Source organism: Aquimonas sp. (genome assembly GCF_044377145.1).
GTDB lineage: Bacteria > Pseudomonadota > Gammaproteobacteria > Xanthomonadales > Xanthomonadaceae > Aquimonas.
In genome coordinates this window covers 26435-47611 of the sequence record NZ_JBILJQ010000002.1, presented here as the reverse complement: position 1 = coordinate 47611, position 21177 = coordinate 26435, and the positions used below count along the sequence as shown (strand labels likewise).

The following is a 21177-nucleotide window of genomic DNA, read 5'->3' as shown; positions in this document are numbered from 1 at the left end:
GGACTGAGCGCCGCCTTCGCCGGCGTGGCTGCAGGCAGCTGTGCCCTGGGTTCGGTCAAGAGCAATATCGGACACTGCCTGACCGCCGCCGGGGTGTCCGGCGTGCTCAAGCTACTGCTGGCGCTCAAGCACCGCCAACTGCCACCCAGCCTGCATTTCGAGCGACCCAATCCGCATCTGGCGCTGGAGCGCTCGCCCTTCCAGGTCAACACCCGCCTGCAGCCCTGGCTACCTCGCAGCGGGCTGCGTCGTGGCGCGGTCAATTCCTTCGGTTTCAGCGGCACCAATGCGCATGTGGTCATCGCCGAGCACGCCGGCCAGAGCGAGGCAGCCTCCACTGGCGGCGCAGCGGTGCTGTTGGCACTGTCGGCACGCAGCAGCGAGCGCCTGCGCGCCAGTGCGGCACGCCTGCTGGATTGGCTGCGTGCAAACCCAGGCCAGGATCTGCAGCGTCTGGCCTACACCCTGCAAGTCGGCCGCGACGCCATGGCCGAGCGCCTGGCCCTGGTGGTGGACTCACAGCCGACGCTGGAGCGCACGCTCGAGGCGGTGCTCACCGATTGGACCGACAGCGGCACCCGCACCCTGCCGCAGGTCCTGCGTGGCCAGGTCGGCGGCTCAGCCGCCTTGCGCGGCCTGATCGAGGACCCCGATTTCGGCGGCCTGCTGCAGAAGTGGATCGCTCGCGGCGATCTGCGCCGCCTGGCGGACTTGTGGACGCAAGGGCTTGATCTGCCCTGGACAGCCCTGCTTGGCGGTCGCCGGCCGCCGAGGCGTCTGGGCCTGCCGGGTTATCCCTTCCTGCGTGAGCGTCACTGGCTGCAGGCCACGGATACCCCGGTGCCCGCCGCAAGCCTCACTGCGCATCCGTTGCTGCAGAAGAACTGTTCGGACCTGCACGGGCAGCGCTACGCTGGCCGCATCGAGCAGTCGGTGTTCTGTATGCGAGACAGCCGCGAGTCCACTCAAGCGCTGCAGCTGATGACGGCGAGTGGTATCGAGATGCTCGCAGCCGCTGTGCGCGATGCCCTGCCCGCTGCGCGCACTTCGCCTGGGCTGCAGCTGTTCGATCTGCGCTGGTCGGCCAGACTGCCGGCGGGCGCGGTGCGAGTCGAGCTGGCGGGTGATGGCGAAGCAGTGGCCTTTGAATTGGCCGCTGATCAGGACACCCACGTAGCAGAACAGAACGCTCACGCAGGCCAGCACGCGCACCCGGTTGAACCTGCGCTATCAGGTTGGGCACAAGTCGAAGCATCGGCTCCGGCGCAGTTCGACCTTGTCGCCCTGCGCGCGGGTCTGGGCGCGGCCGAGCCCGCTCAGGGACTGTTGATGCAGCAGGCGCAGCGTTGCGGCTTGGATCTGCAGTCCCTGTTGCCCTGCATCGCCGAGCTGCGACGCGGCACCGCAGGCGTGCTTCTGCACCTGCAATTGCCGACGGAGCTCAACACGCCGGGGCTGGATCTGCAGCCTGTGCTGGTGGAAGCCGTACTGCACTGTGCCGCGGCCCTTGCGGCCACGGCTGAGCCGCCACAGGCCCTGGCAAATCTGCGTCTGTGGCGCAGTTCCACGAGCCCGAGCTGGGCCTGGCTGCAGCAAGGATCCGACGGCCGCTTCGATATCGATCTGCTGGATGCCGAGGGCCGCTGCTGCATCGCCCTGCGCGGGCTGGACTACACAGTCGACACGGCTGAGGCCCTCACCGACCTGGGAGCCGAGGTCGCCGTGCAGGCCACGCAGGCGCCGTCCATGCAGGCTGAGTCCTCGCAGGTGAGAGCCGAGCGCAGCGACAGCCGGACGATTGCAGGCATCGCGACAACCACTGAGCGGGCCGAACAACTCAGCAGCGTACAGATCCAGCAGCGACTGGCGCTCAGCCTGGCCGAAGCCCTGTACCTGCAAGCCAACGAGATCGACCCACAGCGCTCGTTTACCGAGCTCGGGCTCGATTCGATCATCGGCGTCGAGTGGGTCAAGGCGATCAATCGCGAGTTCGGCCTCGGCGTCGCGGCCACCCTGGTCTACGACTATCCGAATCTGGCCGCCCTGGCGGCACACCTGCACGCCGAGCTGGCGCGCAAGCTGCCACCGCAGGCGCCGGCAGTGCCTGAGCAAGCGCCCAGCTCGCCGCCGACAGCGGCCCCTGCGCGGGCGCCTGCGACCGCCTCGGCCTCCACAACCACGGCGGTCGACCCCGCTGCCGTGCTGCGCGAATTGCGCCACAGCCTGGCCGAGGCCCTGTTCATGCAGGCCGACGACATCGATCCGGCGCGCTCCTTCAGCGAGCTCGGCCTGGACTCGATCATCGGCGTGGAATGGGTGCGGGTCATCAATCGCCGCTTCGAGCTGCAACTGGCTGCCACCCAGATCTACGACTACCCCAGCCTGCAGGCTCTGGCGGCTCACATCGCCACAGCGCTGAAGCAGACGTCTGCGCGGACCCTGAACGAAACGGTCACGCCCGCAGGCATCGAGATCACGCGCAGCGAAGTCGAGGCCACGCAGCCACTGCCCGTGCGCAGCCTTGCAGCCGCCCCGCGCGCGCTGCGGTCGAAGCGTCCGCTGCCACGCGGCCGCGTCGATCAAAGCATCCGTTTCCGTCCGAAGTTCGATGCCCTGCACACCGGGCTGTACTTCCACTGCGCAGAGGCTCGCGGCGACTACGAAGCCCAGGGCGAGTTCGAACTGCGCTGCACGCTGACGCCCGAAAGCAACGTCTGCCTGCGCGAACATGTGGTGTTCGGCGAGCACCTGCTGCCCACCGACGCCTACGTCGAGCTGGTGTACGCCGGCTTCCGCAGCTATTTCGACGCGCCGCGGGTCTGTCTGGAACAGCTCAGCCTGTCCAGCCCCCTGCTCGGCCAACACGGCCAGCCGCGGCACGTCCGTCTGCTGTTCCGCCGCGCAGAGCAGGACCTGCAGTTCTTCCTGCGCTCGGCCAGCGGGCCTGAGTTCAGCGACGAACGCCTGCATGCGCAGGGCTTCATCCGCGTCGACCGCGAGGCCCCTGAGCCGCTCCAGCCGCGGCAAGCGCCGCACTTCACGGTGCTGGACTCCCTGCCCGCCACCGCCATCCCAACCAATGCCGGCCAGCACTATGCGCCGCTGCAGGCACTGCACCTGGGCGAGCGCCACGCGCTGGGTGAGATCCATGTAGCCGCGCACAGCTTCGGCTTCCTGTGCTCACCCTTCGCTCTCTATGGGGGACTGTGCACCGCGATCAACTTCGGTGCCTACGCGGTGGCTGCACGCTTCGGCGCCAGCGAAGATCAATTCCTGCCGGTGCGAGTCAGCCGCCTGCGCCTGCTGGGCGAACTGCAGCAGCAGAATTATCGTTGCCATGCCGAACTGCTCTCGGTCGACCGCGACAGCGTCGAGCTGGCGTTTGAACTGGTGGATGCCAGCGGTGAGGTGATGCTGAGGGTCGACTCGATCCAGCTGCGCCGGGTCGCGGCTGCCACCCTGCGGCAGTCGCTGCAGCCCAGTGCTGCTCTGCCTGTCCGCGCCCGCCGTACGACCGATCCGGAGCCGGTCGCGGTGATTGGCCTGTCCTGCCGTTTGCCGATGGCGGCTGACGTGGATGCGCTGTGGCAGAACCTGATCGAGGGCCGCGACTGTGTGGTCGAGGTCCCCGAGCAGCGCTGGGGCGCGCACTCCGGCTGGTATCACCCCGACCCGCGTCACCCGCACAGCGCCTACTCGCGCTGGGCCGGTCTGCTGGACGGCATCGACGAGTTCGATGCGCTGTTCTTCGGCATTTCCCCCGTCGAGGCCGAGCTGATCGATCCGCAGCAGCGCGTGTTTCTGCAGGAGTGCTGGCGCGCCATCGAAAGCGCGGGACACGCGCCCTCCAGCCTGGCTGAGCGCAACTGCGGTGTGTATGTCGGCTGCGGCGGCGGCGACTACGTGCGGGTACTGGGCGAGTACGGCCAGGACACCGCGGGGGCGGCCTTCATGGGCAGCTCAAACGCGATCCTCGCCGCGCGCATCGCCTACCAACTGAATCTGAAGGGCCCGGCACTGGCGATTGATACCGCCTGTTCGTCCTCCCTGGTGGCCGTCCATCTGGCCTGCGAAAGCCTGCGCGCCGGCGAGTGCGAGCTGGCCCTGGCCGGTGGTATCAACCTGCTGACTACGCCGATCGGCCATATCCTCACCTCGCAGGTCGGCATGCCCTCACAACAGGGCCGCTGCGCCAGCTTCGACGCCAGCGCCGACGGTATCGTGTTCTCGGAAGGCTGCGGCGTGGTGGTGTTGAAGCCGCTGTCGGCAGCGCTGCGCGACCAAGACGAAATCCACGGCGTGATCGTGGGCTCGGGCATCAATCAGGATGGCCGCACCAATGGCATCACCGCGCCGAGCTCGACCGCTCAACAGCGTCTGCTGCGCGATGTCTACCAGCGCTTCGCCATCGATCCGGCGCGGATCGGGTACATCGAGGCACATGGCACCGCCACGGCGCTCGGCGATCCGATCGAGGTCAACGCGCTGCGCCGGGTGTTTGACGAAGCCGGCGCGGCGCCGGGCAGCTGTGCGCTGGGCTCGATCAAGAGCGCCATCGGCCATACCGGCTTTGCCGCCGGTGTCGCTGGCCTGATCAAGACCCTGCTCTGTCTGCAGCACCGCCAGCTGGTGCCCTCGCTGCACTACCGTCAGCCCAATCCGTACATCGAGTTCGACGGCGGGCCGTTCCACGTCAACACGACGCACTGCGATTGGGTCAGCGCGCAGCCGCGACTCGCGGCGGTCAGCTCGTTCGGTTTCAGCGGCACCAATGCGCATGTGGTGCTGGCGCAGTCGCCACAGCCGGAGTTGCTGGCCAAGGCTTGTGAAATGCAGGTCGATGAAGTGCTGGTGCCGCTGTCGGCGCGCACCAGCGAGGCCCTGCTGGCCCAGGTTGAAGCCTTGCTGCAGACCCTGCAGCGCAGGCCGCGGCTCGACCTGCAGCGCCTGGCCTGCACCCTGCAAACCGGTCGCGACGCGATGCCCCATCGGCTGGCCCTGCGTGTGCGTTCACTCACCGAGTTGGCTCAGCGCCTGCAGCAGTGGGTGCAGGGTGAGGTGCGAATCGAAGGTCTGCATCGCGGCCAGTTGACTCGCGCCGACGATGCGCTGTCGATGCTGGCCAGCGATCCCGGCATGCACGCCCTGGTCGAGCAGTGGATGCGCGCCTGCCAGTACGAGCGCCTGGCCGAACTCTGGGTGCGCGGCTTCGAGCTGGACTTCGCCACCCTGTATCCGCAGGGCCGCCCACGTCGCCTGCGCCTGCCCGGGTATGCCTTCGCCCGCGAGCGTTGCTGGGTGTCCGAAAAGCCGGGTTCGCGCCGAGCGCCCCATCGCGAAGGCGGCGCGCACGCTGCGCTGCATCCCCTGTTGCACAGCAATCGCTCCGATCTGGGTCAACAGCGCTATGTCAGCCGCTTCGACGGCAGCGAGTTCTTCCTGGCCGAGCATCGAGTGCAGGGCAGCGCGGTGCTGCCGGCCGTCGCCTATCTGGAAATGGCCCGCGCGGCCCTGGTCGATGCCCTGCCTGGCCACACCACGAGCGTGCTGGAGTTGCAGCATGTCGCCTGGGCCCAGCCGCTGCGGCTGGGTGATGTGCCGGTCGCGGTGGAAACTGCGGTCTTTGTCGAGGTTGAAGGCCGCTTCGGCTTCGAGATCGTCAGCTTCACCGAGACCGAGACCGATGCGGATGTCGATGTAGATGCGTCGGCGCTGTCGACCTTGCACTGCCAGGGCAGCGCCGCGCTGGTCACCGCACGCACTGCCGTACTCGACGTGGACGCACTGCGCCAGCGCCTGCGCCCGGCCGATGATCTGCCGGCGCTGTATTCGCGCTTTGCCGAGCGCGGGCTCGACTATGGGCCGGGCTTCCGTGCTGTCGTCGCCCAGTGGCAGGGCAGGGGCGAGGTGCTGCTGCAACTCGATCTGCCTTCCGCGCTGCGCGCCGAAGCCTCTGCCTATGTGCTGCACCCCAGCCTGCTCGACGGCGCCCTGCAGGGCTCGATCGAACTGGCTGCCGACTCGCAGCTGCGGCTGCCGTTCGCGGTCGAGTGTGTACGCGTGTTCGCTGCCTGTGGCCCGCGTATGTATGCCTGGCTGCGGCGTTCCGCTGGCTCCGGATCCACGGCGGGTGAGGCCCTGCACAAGGTCGATATCGATCTGTGTGACGCGCAGGGCCAGGTCTGCGTGCAGTTGCACGGTTTCTCTTCACGGCCACTGCAGTCCGCCGAGGGCTTCGACGAAGCCCACTACCGATCGATCATCGCCGGCCTGCTGAGCCATGAGCTCTCTGCCGACCAAGCCATGGAACTGGGTTGACCCGATGAAGCATGAGTTGGCGAACATTTACCGTGAGCTGGCCGCTGGCCGGCTGAACCAGGACCAGGCCCTGCAGCAAATCCGCAGGCTGAGGCAAGGCCGTGCACAGGGATCCAGCAGCGCCGCTGTTCTCGAACCCTCGGGTCGCGAACCGCCTGATCGAGAGCAGCCCCATCGAGAGCAGCCCGCTCGCGAAGCCTGCGCGCTCGACGTGCAGGCTGAGACTCTGCTGGCGCAGCCGCAGTGGCAGGCGCTCAGCGAGCCTCCCGCAGCGAATCCGCGCACCTATTCGACGCATACCGTGCTGCTGTGCGGATTCGACCAGGCTGCGGTGACCAAATTGCGCGTGGCCCTGCCGAAGGCGCAGTGCCTGCACCTGCCCGATGCGGAGGGTGAGCACGCTGCGCTGGCCTTCGAGCGCTGGACCCTGGCGGCCGTGCAAGGCGCCCAGGACCTGCTGCGGCAGACACCACAGGCGCCTTGCCTGCTGCAGATCGTGATCGCCGAAGCCGAGGCTGCATGCTTCGGTGCGGGCCTCGCCGGCCTGCTGGAAAGCGCTGGATTGGAGAACCCTCTGCTGCATGGCCAGGTGCTGTGCGTGCCAGCCACTCTGCAGCCTCAGGCATTGGCACTCGCGGTATTGGAGCAGGCCCGGCAACCGCAGCGCCGACTGCTGAAACTCCACGACGGGGCATGGTTCGGCCGCGACTGGCAGTTGCAGCCCGTGGAGGACACCGCTGCGCAGGCCGTGCCTTACCGCGAGAGCGGTGTCTACCTGATCAGCGGTGGTCTGGGCGGTTTGGGTCGGCAGTTTGCAAGCGAATTGCTGGCCCATGCAGGCGAGTTGACCCTGGTCCTGTGCGGGCGCTCGGAACTCGACCCACCGCGACAGGCCGCACTGCAAGCCCTGGCCCGTCCGGGCGCGCAGCTGGTGTATCGGCGCTGTGAGATCGCCGACCCGGCAGCGGTGCAGGCCCTCGTGCAAGGCATCGTCACTGAGTTCGGTCGTCTCGACGGCGTGCTGCATATCGCAGGCGAACTGCAGGACGAATTTCTGCTGCGCAAGACCCAGGTACAGGCGCGCCGCGTGCTCGCCTCCAAGGTCACCGGCACACGAAATCTGGATGCCGCCACCGCCTCGCTCGATCTGGATTTCTTCGTACTGTTCTCGTCCATTGCCTCCTGGGCCGGCAACCTCGGCCAGGCTGACTATGCGGCGGCAAATGGCTTCATGGAGCAATTCGCTGGCTGGCGCCAAGCCCAGGTTGTAGGCGGGGCACGTCGCGGCCGCAGCCTGGCGATCGCTTGGCCGCACTGGGCCGACGGTGGCATGCATATCGACGCAGCCAGCCTGCGTCGGCTGGAGCAGCGCACCGGCCTGCGCTCGCTGCCGAGCGCAGCGGCCTTGGCGGCCTTCCGTGCTGCGCTCGCAGCGGACATCCCTCACCTGATGGTGGTGCACGGCCCGCGCGCCGAATTGAACCAAGCCTTGCAGCGCTGTGGTCGCAATCCTGCGCCCGCCGCTGCGGTCGCGCTCTCGAGCGCGGCCGCCTCAGGCACGCAAGCAACGACCGCCTCGTCCTCGACCGCCTCGAACAGCGAACTGCTGAGCCACACCAGCGAATGGTTGCGCCAGCAGTTCTCCGAGTTGCTGAAGATTCCGGCGGCACGCATCGACAGCAGTGCACCGCTGGAGCAGTACGGCATCGATTCGATCCTGGCCATGGACCTCACCAGCCAGCTCGAAACGCATTTCGGCAGCTTGGCCAAGACCCTGTTCTTCGAGTATCAGACCCTGGATGCCCTGGCCGAATTCCTGCTGCGCACCCAGCGTCCGCGTCTGTTGCAGATACTGGCACCGGCCGCTCCGTCGCCCGCCTCCCGCAGCGTCGTCGCGCAGGCACCGGTGTCTACCAGCGTGCCGGCGCCGCGGCGGCGCGCACGCCAACGCTTTGTGCAAGCGCAGGCAATGTCGGAACAGAGTTCCACCGCTGGGGGTTCGGCCGCGGCAATCGGAGCCGCCGCCGAGCCCATCGCCATCATCGGCCTGAGTGGTCGCTACCCCTGCTCGCCCGATCTGCAGGCCTTCTGGGAAAACCTGCGCGAGGGCCGCGACTGCATCGTCGAGGTGCCACCGGAGCGCTGGCCCTGGCGCGAGCACTACAGCGAAGATCGCAGCGCGCCCGGCCGGCACTACAGTCGCTGGGGCGGCTTCATCGAAGGCGCTGACGAGTTCGACCCGCGCTTCTTCAACATCGCCCCGCGCGAGGCCGCCGCCATCGACCCGCAGGAGCGCGTGTTCCTGCAGCATGCCTGGCTGGCCATCGAGGATGCGGGCTACAGCCGCGCCGCCCTGCAATTGCCCGAGGCGGATGGCCTGCCCGGTCAGGTCGGTGTCTACGTCGGCGTGATGTACGGCGAGTACAACCTGAGCGGCAGCCTGGCCGGCATCGCCAACCGGGTGTCGCACTGCCTCAACCTGCATGGGCCAAGCCTGAGCCTGGACACCATGTGTTCGTCCTCGCTCACCGCCATCCATCTGGCCTGCCAGGACCTGCGCTCAGGGCGTACCCGCATGGCGCTCGCCGGCGGCGTCAACCTGAGCGTGCATCCCAACAAGTACACGATGCTGAGCGCCGGCCAGTTCATTTCCGGCGATGGCCATTGCCAGAGTTTCGGCGAGGGCGGCGACGGCTATATCCCCGGAGAAGGCGTGGGTGTGGCGGTACTGAAGCGCCTGTCTGACGCACTGCGCGACGGCGACCCCATCCATGGCTTGATCCGCGCCAGCGCGATCAACCACGGTGGCAAGACCAATGGCTACACGGTGCCGAACCCGCAGGCCCAGGCCGAGGTGATCCGCCGCGCCCTGCGCGAAGCCGGGGTGGAGGCCCGCGCAGTCAGCTATGTCGAAGCCCACGGCACCGGCACCAAGCTCGGCGATCCGATCGAGATCGCGGCGCTGACCCGTGCTTTCGAAGCGTCTGGCCCGCCCGGCCGTCACGGCGATTGTCTGATCGGTTCGGCCAAGTCCAACATCGGTCACTGCGAGTCGGCCGCCGGCATTGCCGGGCTCAGCAAGATTCTGCTGCAGCTCCGCCACGGCAGCATTGTGCCCTCCCTGCATTCGCGGGTACTGAATCCGCATATCGATTTCGCTGCCACGCCCTTTGTGGTCTGTCAGCAGCTGCAGTCCTGGCAGCCCCCCCTGCTGGACGGCCGCGCACAGCCGCGAATCGCTGGCCTGTCCTCGTTCGGTGCGGGTGGCTCCAATGCCCATCTGCTGATCGAGGAATACCGTGCCGACACCCCGGCAGCTCGCCTGCAGGGTGCTCACTTGTTTCCCTTGTCGGCACGTACGAGCGACGCCCTGCAGGCCCGCGCGGCCGACCTGCTCACCTGGATCGAAGACGGCCGTGCCGGCAGTGATCTGCTCGCTATCGCCTGGACCCTGCAAGTCGGGCGTGAGCCGATGGACGAGCGCCTGGCCCTGGTGGCGAGCGACTCTGAGCAGCTCGCCCAGCTGTTGCGCGCCTATCTGCAAGGCGAGCAGCCCGTCGGCCTGTGGCGTGGTCGTGCACGCTCCCGTCTGCAGCAAGCAGAGGCGCCAATCAGCAGCGTGGAAGAACTGTCTGCGTGGATGCAGGCAGGTGCGCTGGATCGGCTGGCCGCAGCCTGGGTGGTGGGCCAATCGATCGACTGGCCTGCCTTGCACGCGCCGCACGCCCTGCCTCGACGGATCAGCCTGCCCGGCTATGCGTTTGCACGTGAACGTTACTGGCAGGCCCCAGCGGCAGCGCTGATGGAGGCGCCCGCTCGGTTGCACCCGCTGCTTCACCGCAATTGTTCTGATCTGGATGGACTGCGTTTCGAAAGCCGCTTCGATGCCGGCGAGTCCGTGCTCGAGCGCGCCGGCGACGAGGTCCGGCTGCCGCCCCTGCTGCTGTTGGAGATGGCGCTGGCGGCACTGGCCGCGGCACGCCCCAACGAGGGCATTGAGGCTTGGGAGCTACACGATCTGCGCTGGGGTGCAGCCGTCGAGCTGCGCGGTCTAGCGCTCGACACCCTGCTGCTGCCGGTCGACCAGGGCGGGCTGGATATCGAAATCGGCCTCGATGCCGAGCGGGTGCTTTGGCAGGGCCGTGCGCGTCCACTCGCAGATCAAATCGGGCGCGTCGCACTGAGCACGGTGATCGCCAGCCTGCCGCCCCTGAGTGACTCCGAATGCGAGGCGCTGGGCGTAGTCGGACTGCGCCGCTGTCATCGGCTCGGTCGGCAGTGGTGTGCGGAACTCCAACTGCCGGCAGCCGTGGGCCCAGGCGTGCACGCCCTACCCATGCTGCAGGCGGTGTCGAGCCTGTTGCCGGCGATCGGCCAGGCTGTCGAGCCGCTGGCCTTGCGCAGCCTGAGCGTGCAAAAGCGCTGCCCGCAGACCGTGTGGTTGTGGCTGCGTCCGGGCAGTTCCGGTCTGGACATCGATCTCTGCGACGCCGAGGGCGACATCTGCCTCGCCCTGCAGGGCCTGCAATTGCAGTCCGCTCCTGCGCAGATTCCGCAGGGCACCGCCTCGCCACGCATCAAGGGCGACATGCCCGCAGTCGACGCGCTTCCGCTGGAAAGGGCGGCGCAGTCAGCGGAACGCGCTCCGGCCGTCGTCGCTGCGCCAGTGAAGGTGTCAGCGCCCATCCATGCGTTGCCTCTGCGTCTGGCCGAGATCGCACTGATCGATTCTGCAATTCTGCGCGTCGCGCCGCCGGCGCTGACCGACCCTTCAACCCCACAACCCAAGCCCAGCAGCAGCATCGGCTTGGGCTCGCTGAATGCCGCCGTTGTGATCAGCGATGAGGCCGTAGCGGCCAAACCGCGCATTCGCCTGCCAGAACCCTGGGATGCCGGGATCGAGGATTCGTACGGTCGGGTGGAGCTGCCGCTGCGGCTGTTTGAACATGCTCAGGGCATCTACGTGGTTGAGCTGGCGGCGCTGCCGGTCGGGCAGCTCCTGCCTGCCCTGCAGGCGGCGCTGCGTCAATTGCAGGGCAGCTCTGCCGTGAGTGTGCTGCTGTTGCAGGCTCCTGCCAGCGGCTTGCACGGTGATCGCGAGGACGTCGACGCCCTGCTGAGCAGCGGCCTGCTGACCGACCTGATCACGCTGCCCTGCGCGGTGCTGGCAGCCTTGCCGGGCGATGCCACCGGCGCCGGCCTGCTGCTGGCGGCCGCCTGTGATTTCATGCTTTGTGCCGAGCACGGCGAATACGCCTACGCCGACTACCGCAGTGGCCTGCTGCCGACCTCGGCGGAACAGGCGTTTTTCGGCGCGCGTCTTGGCGCCAGCACTGCTTTCGACCTGCTGTTCGCACGCCCGCGCTGGCGTGGCAAGGCGTTGCCCGCGCTTGGCTGGAACTGCCCTGTGCTGCCTGCCGCGGCATTGGTCCCCGCAGCCCTGCGCTGGGCAGGGCAACTCGCGCACAAGCCCGAGCAATCCTTGCGTCTGCTCAAGGCGCATGTGTCACAGCCCCTGCTGCAGCCGCTGGCGCAGCTGAGCACGGCCGAGGGCTTTGCCTATGCATGTGCGCCGAGCGCTGGTGAACACAGTCGCGATGTGGACGATCAGAGCTTTCAAGCGCCCGCAAGCTGTGTGCTGATGCGCCTCGGCGATGGAGCTTCCGGCAATGACCTGGCCGCCCTGGTGGCCGATCTGCGCTTTGTGATCGAGCGCCTTGGTGATGGTGCGCCCTACAGCGCCCTGGTCCTGAGCAGCGACTTGCCGGCCTTCTTGCCTCTTGAGACGGCCACCGAATCCCTGTCGACACCGGCCCTGCTGCTGGAGCTGGCCGAGCTGTTGCGTACCTGTCCGGTTCCTGTAATCGCTGCGTTCGAGGCCGACGCCGGGTCCACCGGCTGGCTGTGCGGTCTGTTCTGCGACTTCGCGCTCTACAGCATAGACGGGCAGTACAGCGCCTCGGCGCTATGGACCCAGCCGGCGCTGGCCGACGCAGTCGCGCAGGCCTGTGAGCAGGCCCTGGGCGCGGCCTTCGGGCTGGAACTGCGGCTGTGCGGCTTGAGCCTGAGCGGTGCGGAACTGGCCTGCCGGGCCCGCTCGGTGCACGCACTGCCGGCGACCGAGGTGCTGAGCCAGGCACTGCATCTGGCGGAACGATTCGAGTCGATGCCGCGGGCGCAAGGGCTTGCACTCAAGCGGGCGTGGGCGCAGCAGCGCGATGAGCAACGACGGGCTCTGTCGGCCGCTGCCAGCGAGCTGCCTGCCGAGTGCGCAAAACCCTCGGTGGCGGTCGGCGAAGTGGGCCGCAGCCTGATCAGCAGCGCCGTGCTCAGCGCGGAGCTCGACGTCGATGGCGTGGCCCTGATCAAGATGCATGATCGGGCGGAACGCAATCTGTTCAGTCCGGCCCTGGTGCAGGCCCTGCAGCAGGCCTTCGAGGTGGTCGCCGCCGAACCCGCCTGCCGGGTCGTGGTGCTGACGGGCTATGACAGCTTCTTCGCCACCGGCGGTACTCGCGACACCCTGCTGGCAATCCAGCAGGGCCGCGCCAGCTTCACCGACGAGACCGTCTTCCAGCTACCGATGGACTGCCCCGTGCCGGTGCTGGCGGCCCTGCAAGGCCATGCCATCGGCGGTGGCCTGTCATTCGGCCTGTTTGCCGACCTGCACCTGCTCAGCGCCGAGAGCCGCTATTTGAGCCCCTACATGGGCTATGGCTTCACCCCAGGCGCGGGATCGACCCTGCTGCTGCCGGCGCGACTGGGCCTGGACCTGGCGCGGGAGAGCCTGTTCGGTGCTCAGGAGATCTCCGGACAGGCCTTGCGCGAACGCGGCTGCGCGGTTCCGGTGCTGCCCCGCGCCGAACTGTTGCCCGCCGCCCTGGCCTGCGCCCGACGCATCGCCGAGCTGCCGCGGCAGCGCCTGATCGCGCTGAAGCAGGCCTGGCGCCACTCCCTGCTGCAGGCGCGGCCGGACATCTACCGGCGTGAGCTGAAGATGCACGCGCAGACATTCGTTGGCAACGAAGACACCCTGCAACGCATCCGCAGCCGGTTCGAGCCGAGCGCCGCGCTGCCTTCTGAGCCCTCGTCGCTGCCTGAATCAGCAGACGCTGCGGCGCAGCCCGTATCGCCGCCCGTCGCTCTATCGACCACGCAGCTCGACTCGCCGGCACCTCAGGCCGCCCCGACCCTCACCAAGGTTCTGGTCGATATTCGCGGCATGCTGGCGCAGGAGCTGTTTCTGCAGCCGGACGAGATCGAGGCGCAGACCCCCTTCATCGATCTCGGCCTCGACTCGATCACCGGGGTGACCTGGATCCGTCGGATCAATGCCGAGTACGGCACGGATATCGAAGCCACCCGGGTCTACAGCCATCCGACCCTGCAGTCGCTGGCCGAACTGGTCGCCGCAGAGGCGGCCGCCCAGGTCGGTGCAACCGCGGCAGGTTCATCGCCGGCGCCTGCTGTGCAGTCTGCAGCGGTTGCGGTTGCGGTCTCGGTGGTGACGCCCAACTCAATGCCGAGCCCAGCGCGCACACCCGCGCCGCGCACGGTACCGGCAGCGGCCGAGCTCATCGCCCGACTGCGCACCCTGCTGGCCGAGGAGCTGCATCTCGCTCCGGACGAGATCGATGCCGACGCGCAGTTCATCGACCTGGGCCTGGACTCGATCACCGGCGTGACCTGGGTGCGCCGCATCAATGCCGACTACGGCACCGACATCGAAGCCACCCGCGTCTACAGCCACGCCAGCCTGAGCGCGATGGCCCAGTTGCTGCGTCAGGAGCTTGCGAGCGCACCGATCGCCGACAGCCCCGCGGCCCCACCGCGGCCAACGCCGACAGCGGCGCCCGTTGCGCCCTCGGCCACGGGTTTTGATGCAAGCACGACGCGCGTAGTGCAGTCGGCTGCGCCAGTTGCCTCGCCGACGCCTGCGCCGATATCCCCAGCCAGCCCGTTGAGCAGTTGGCGAGCTCGACGCGGCCGTGCCCCAGCCGCGCCCGTGCCTGCGCCCATCGCCATCATCGGCAGCGCGGGCCGCTTCGCCCGAGCCCGCGACCTTGAGACCTTCTGGGCCCATCTGGCCGGCGGCGTCGATTGCGTCGATGAGGTCGCCGCCGAACGCTGGTCACTGCAGCGCTGGTACCAGGCCGGCGCGCCGGCACCCGGCAAGACCAATAGCCGCTGGTTGGGTGCCCTGCCTGAGTACGATTGCTTCGATCCGTTGTTCTTCAGCATTTCGCCGACCGAGGCCGAATGCATGGAGCCACAGCAACGGGTGTTCCTGGAAACCTGCTGGCATGCCATCGAGAACGCAGGCCGCGCGCCGCAATCGCTGTCGTCCAGCCAATGCGGCGTGTTCGTCGGCTGCGGCCCCAGCGACTACCTGCATGCAGCGCCCGAACAGTTCAGTGCACAGGGCTTCACCGGCACCGCCACCTCGATCCTGGCCGCGCGCATCGCCTACGTGCTGAATCTGCGTGGCCCCTGTGTATCGATCGACACCGCCTGCTCGTCCTCCCTGGTCGCCATCGCCAATGCCTGCGACAGCCTGAACGCCGGCAGCAGTGATCTGGCGCTCGCAGGCGGTGTCTATGTGATGGCGGGCCCGGGCATGCACGTCATGACCGCCCAGGCCGGCATGCTGTCCACCGACGGCCGCTGCCACAGCTTTGATCAGCGCGCCAACGGCTTCGTGCCTGGCGAGGGCGTCGGCGTACTGCTGCTGAAACGCCTCGCCGACGCGCAGCGCGATGGCGATTCCATCCAGGCGGTGATCGAGGCCTGGGGCATCAACCAGGATGGCAAGACCAATGGCATCACCGCGCCCAACGAAGAGGCGCAGACCCGACTGCTGCAATCGGTCTACCGCCGATTCGCGATCAAGCCCGACGAGCTGCAGCTGATCGAGGCGCATGGCACCGGCACCAAGCTGGGCGATCCGATCGAAGTCGCCGGTCTGAAGGCGGCGTTCAAGCCCCACACAACACGCAGCGGCTACTGCGCACTGGGCTCGGTGAAGAGCAACATCGGTCACTGCTTGACCGCTGCCGGCGTGGCCGGCGTGCTGAAGATCGTTCTGGCGATGAAGCACAGAATGCTGCCGCCGAGCCTGCACTACCAGCACTGCAATGAACATATCCGGCTCGATGGCAGCCCGTTCTATGTGAACGACCGCCTGCGCCCATGGACGGTGGAGAGTGGGCAGCGCCGACGTGCCGCGGTGAGCTCGTTCGGTTTCAGCGGCACCAACGCGCACCTGGTGTTGGCCGAGCCGCCCGTGGCTGCGCCGCGCGCGGCCACAAGCCTGCGCCGAGACCCCGCGGGCCGACTGCCCATGCCTTTGTCAGCGCGCACCGAAGCGCAACTGCGCCAGCGCGTCGGGGATCTGCTGGCCTGGCTGCGCTCGGCCGATGCCAGCCTGCGGATCGAGGAACTGGCCTGCAGCCTGCAGCTTGGCCGCGACTCAATGGACGAACGCCTGGTCTTCATGGTCAGTACGCTCGATGAGTTGCGGCAGGCCCTGCAGGACTGGCTGGGCCAGGGCTCCGCCACGATCGAGACCCTGCGCGGCCAGACCCGTCGTCACCGCGAAGAACTGAAGCTGATCGCCCAGGACGCCGAAATGCGCGCCACCCTGGTCGAAAAATGGCTGAGCCAGGGCCAGCTCAGCAAACTGATGGGCCTGTGGGCCAAGGGCATGGAGTTCGACTTCGGCCTGCTCTACGGCACCGAGCGCCCGTTGCGGCTCGCCCTGCCGGGCTATCCGTTTGCGCGCGAACGCTATTGGCTGGGGCGCGAGCCAGATGCCCCATGCTTGCCAGCGAACTCAGGTGAGTCACTACCAAGCCCACCGAGTGGGGAGCCGCAACCGGGCCCGCAGCCGAACTGCTTCCTGCCCTGCTGGCAGGTCGAACCCGCGGCATCGGTACCCGTCACGCTCGGCAAGAGGGCACTGATCGTCAGCACGGGCAGCATCGATTTCGCGCAAACGCTGTACAGCGAATTGTTGCGCCTGGGCTGGACCGCGGTCGATCTGGTCGAAGCGACGCAGTTGGCAGACTTCTCCACGCTGCTGATGGGTCTGGACCTGAACACAGCAATCGACTGTCTGTTCTTCCTCGCGCTCGACTCAGAGCCCGTGCGCTTCGACGCCGAAAGCGTGCAGCGAGCGCAGGAATGCAATGCCATTCTGCTGCTGCGACTGCTGCAGGCCTTGAAGCGCGAATCGCGGATCGCCGCCCGCGTGGAAACCTGGGTACTCAGCCTTGATCTGTATCCGCAGGCCGGCGCACAGGCCCGCTACTGGGGGGCGGGCGCCAGCGGCTTGGCCTATGCCTTGGCCCAGGGCAGCCACGCTCACCGGGTGCGCAACATCGATCTCAGTACGAGCGATCTTCAGGATCCGCAGGCCCGGCAGGCGCTACTGCATGCGATCTGTACCGAACCTGCCTCCGACCGCGGTGAAGTGGTGAAGCTGAGCGCAGGCAAACGCCTGCTGCAAGGCTTCCGCCCCTTGGTCTGGGATGCAAGCGCAGCGAGCGCACTGCGCCACGCCGGTGTCTACGTGATCGTCGGCGGCAGCGGCATCGTCGGCCGCATCATTACCCGTCATTTGCGCCAGAAGTACGCAGCGCAGGTGGTCTGGATTGGCCGCAGTGCAGCTGATGCACCACGTATACGTGCAGCGCTGCACACACTCGATGGCCTGCCCGGTTGCTTGAGTTACGAGCAGGCAGACGCGCTGGACGCAGCCGCGCTTGGGGCTGCGGTCGCACGCATCCGCCAGCGACACCCGCAGCTTCACGGCGCCCTGTTCTCGGGCATGGTGTTTGCCGCTGAAGGCTTGGTCGAACAGGTCGAAGAGGCGGATTTCCGCGAAGTGTTGGAGGTCAAGACTCGCGGCATTCAAGCCTTTCACCACGTGTTCGCTGACGCCGGCCTGGATTTCCTTTGCCACTTCTCGTCCGGCCAGGCATACGCGTTTTCCGGCGCGGCTCGTCTGCCTGCCTACGCCAGCGGTATCGTCGCCGCCGATGCCTATGCGCGCGCCGTGGCCAGCTCCGCAGACTGCCCTGTTGGGATCATCAACTGGGGCTTCTGGCGGGCCGCGGTCAACGAACGCGTCGAGAAGCTCGACGGCGTCTCGACGCGCAGCCTGGATGCCCTTGAAGACGCCGAGGGCTTCGCCTGCCTTGAGCACTTTCTGGGCGAACTGCAGCGCGGTCGCCTGCAGCAATTGCTGTGCATGCGTGCATCGAGCGAGGTAGCAGCATTGATGCGCGATGGCAGCGGAGAGTCCGTTGCCCTCGCGCCCTGTAGTCCATCAGTCGCGATGGGCGACTTGCTGCACACGGTGGCTCCGCCGCGCGAGCATATCGAGAACTTGTTGGGGGCCCAGAGTCGACGCGGGCTGGAGGGCTGGTTCGCCCGCCTGCTTGCCCAGCAGATCGGTTCGCTTATCGCCGAGGCGGGCATCGGTCTGCCGGTCGGACTGGACACACTGAGGCGTGCCTGTGGTGTTGTCGAGCGGCATGCCAACTGGTTCCACTACAGCCTGGATCTGCTTGCCGAGGCCGGCCTGGCGCACGTGGAGGGTCCACGCCTGCTGAGCCTGCAGCTTGAAGCGCGCAACACCTTGATCACTGCCTGGCAAGCCCACCGAACCAGCCTGCATGCCGAGCGCGACGTGAACGCGCTCATCGAATTGAGTGAAGAGTGCCTGCGCCGCTTGCCCGAGATCCTGCGCGGACGGATGACGGCCACCGATGTGCTGTTCCCGCAGGGCTGCATGGACCGGGTCGGTGCCCTGTATCGAGACAATGCCGTAGCCGACACCTTCAACGAGTTGGTCGCCGCGACCGTGGCCCGCTATGTCGAGGCACGGCTGCAGCAGCAGCCACTGGCCCGCCTGCGCATTCTGGAGATCGGGGCCGGCACGGGCGGCACTTCGGCAGCTGTATTCCGGCAACTGCAGCCCTACCGCGATTCGATTGATCAGTACTGCTACACCGATCTGTCCAAGGCGTTCTTCTTACACGCACAGGATCGCTTCCTGCCGGACAACCCCTACCTCACCTGTCAGCGCCTGGACATCGAGCAGGAGTTGCAGCCCCAAGGGCTGCAGCTGGGCAGTTTCGATCTGGTGCTGGCCACCAATGTGCTGCATGCGACCCGCGACATCCGCACGACCCTGCGCCATGCCAAATCTGCACTGCGCGGTGGCGGGTACTTGATCGTCAACGAAATGTGCAAGCGCTCACTGGCGACACACCTGAGCTTCGGCTTGCTCGACGGCTGGTGGCTGTTTGAGGATCCCGAGCTGCGCATTCCCGGCTGTCCGGGTTTGTTTCCTGAGACCTGGCAGCGGGTGCTGGCCGAGCTGGGCTTCGGTCCGGTCTGGCTACCGGCTCGCGAGGCACACGCACTCGGCAATCAGGTACTGGTCGCGGCCAGCGACGGCTTGCTCACCCAGCGTCGCACGGTGACCGCGAGCTCGGCCGCCGAGCCATTACCCGGCCCGCCGACTGCGGTGCGCAAGCCGCAGACTCCGGTGGTCGCGCGTCCACAGACCGACCTGCCCAGCTGGATTCACGAAGTCATTCTGGACTGCCTGGCAAGAACCCTGAAGCTGCGTGTCGAAACCATCGACCCGGGCATGGCGTTCTCTGACTACGGGGTCGATTCCATCCTCGGTGTCGGCTTCGTCGACCAGGTGAATGCCCGCCTCGGGCTCAGCCTCAACACCGCAATCATCTTCGAATACGCTTCGATCGACCGCCTGAGCGCCCATTTGGCTGAGCAGCATGCAACAGCCATTGCGGCGGCGGCAGCGCCCGCTCAGAGGAAGCTGCAGGACGCCCCCATTGCCAAGGTCCCTGCGACGCCGCCCGCACCTGTAGCGCCGATGCCGATGAGGGGCTCTATCGCTTCTGCGACTGCCACTTCCCACGCCTGCGAGATCGCGATCATCGGCATGTCCGGCCAGTTTCCGAAGGCCACCAACGTGCGCGAGTTCTGGCACAACCTGGCCAATGGCATCGATGCAGTGGAGGAGCTGCCACCGCACTACCTGAATCTGGCCACCGGCTACAGCCCGGTCAAGCAGCGCGGTCGCACGCGCTGTCGATGGGGCGGCATCCTCGCCGACCGCGATTGCTTTGATCCGCTGTTTTTCAGCATCTCGCCCAAGGAAGCGGAGGCCATGAATCCGCACCAGCGCCTGGTGATGCAGGAGAGCTGGAATGCGCTGGAAGACGCCGCCTACGATCCACGCGCGCTGGCCGGAAGCCAGACCGCGATCTATGTCGGTGCCGAGCCCAGCGGCTATGTGGGCGACAGTTTCACCGGATTGTCGGACGCGATCATCGCCTCAAGGCTGTCGTACGCGCTCGACTTCAAGGGTGCAGCCTTCGTGGTCAACACCGGCTGTTCGTCTTCGGCAGTCGCTATCCATCTGGGCTGCGAGAGTCTGCGTGCCGGCGAATCCGATCTGGTGCTCGCTGGCGGAGTCAACGCCTGCCTGCACCAGAACGTCCTGGTACGCCTCGATCAGATCGAAATGCTTTCGCCCAGTGGGCGCTGCCATACCTTCGATCGTTCCGGCGACGGCACCTTGATTTCCGAGGGCGTGGGCATGCTGGTGCTGAAGCGTCTGCCCGAAGCCATCACCGATGGCGATCACATTCATGGCCTCCTGTGTGCCTCGGGCATGAACCAGGACGGCGCGAGCAACGGAATCACGGCACCCAGTGGCGCGGCGCAGGAGCAGTTGATTGACAGCGTGTATGCCCGCTACGGCATTGATGCGCGGCAAATCAGCTATGTCGAGGCGCACGGCACCGGTACTCGGCTGGGCGATCCGGTGGAAACCAATGCCTTGGTCCGTGCCTTCCGCCGCCACAGCGCCGACACCGGCTGGTGCGTGGTAGGCAGTGCCAAATCGCACCTTGGCCATGCGGCCGCCGCAGCCGGCGTCATCGGCATCATCAAGGTGCTGTTGTCGATGCGACACCGACACCTGCCGCGCTTGCTCAACTTCCGCGAGCTGAACCCGCTGATCGAGTTCGCCGACTCGCCCTTCCAGATACCCGAACACGCCCGCGAGTGGACGTCGCCCGCGGGGGTGCCACGCATGGCGGCAGTCAACTCCTTCGGTCACAGCGGTACCAATGTGCATCTGGTCCTGCGCGAGCACCTGCTGCCGCCGAGAAAGGAAGACTCTGCACGGCGGCAGGCGATACCGCTGTCGGCCAGAACTGCCGAGCAGTTGCGTCAGCGTGTGGAGGACCTGCTGGCGCGGCTTGCCGAGCAGCCGGAGAGCATCGATCTTGGCGACCTTGCGTTCACCCTGCAGTGCGGGCGCGAGTCCATGGAGCATCGTCTGGGTCTGGCGGTCAGCCGCCTTGATGAACTGATGCAGGGGCTGCGCGACTGGTTGGCCGGCACGGAGCCCGCAGCACTGCATCAGGGTCAGGCAGGCAAACAACGCGCCCGCATCAGCGCCTCGGCCGATGCACCGGCCAACGAACTGCTGGCCCAGTGGGCACAAGGCCACACGCTCGATTGGTCTGCGCTGTGGCGTGGTCGCCACCCTCGGCGTATCGCATTGCCGGGCTATCCCTTCGCCAAGGAGCGCTATTGGGCAGCCTCCGCTTTCGGCTCGCCGGACACCGTCATGGCGCCCATCCCTGCGCCTGCCGAGCCTGTCGACGGCGATCAGGCGCTCGACGAGATCCTGCAGCGCGTGGTCGACGAAGCGATCGCTCCCGCTGAAGGCGCCCGCCTGCTGCGCGCCCTCGTCTGAACACGCCGCCGCGCGGCTCTTGCAGCGCCACCCGTCGGTGGCTGCCGCCT

At 67.3% G+C, this 21177-nt stretch carries 2 protein-coding genes (1 of these 2 running past the window's edge); both read left to right on the top strand.

The annotated features are described in order from the left end of the window. Positions 1–6318, top strand: the final stretch of a protein-coding gene (locus tag ACIQ7H_RS01250; RefSeq protein ID WP_395787555.1) for an SDR family NAD(P)-dependent oxidoreductase. Its footprint begins 11334 nt before the window's first position; the window shows 6318 of its 17652 coding nt (coding positions 11335–17652); the start codon falls outside the window, past its left edge; the stop codon is at positions 6316–6318. Beyond that, positions 6281–21127, top strand: a complete 14847-nt coding sequence (locus ACIQ7H_RS01245) for an SDR family NAD(P)-dependent oxidoreductase (protein ID WP_395787553.1) — start codon at positions 6281–6283, stop codon at positions 21125–21127. Before ACIQ7H_RS01250 ends, ACIQ7H_RS01245 begins: the two co-directional genes overlap by 38 nt. Positions 21128–21177 lie beyond the last annotated feature (50 nt).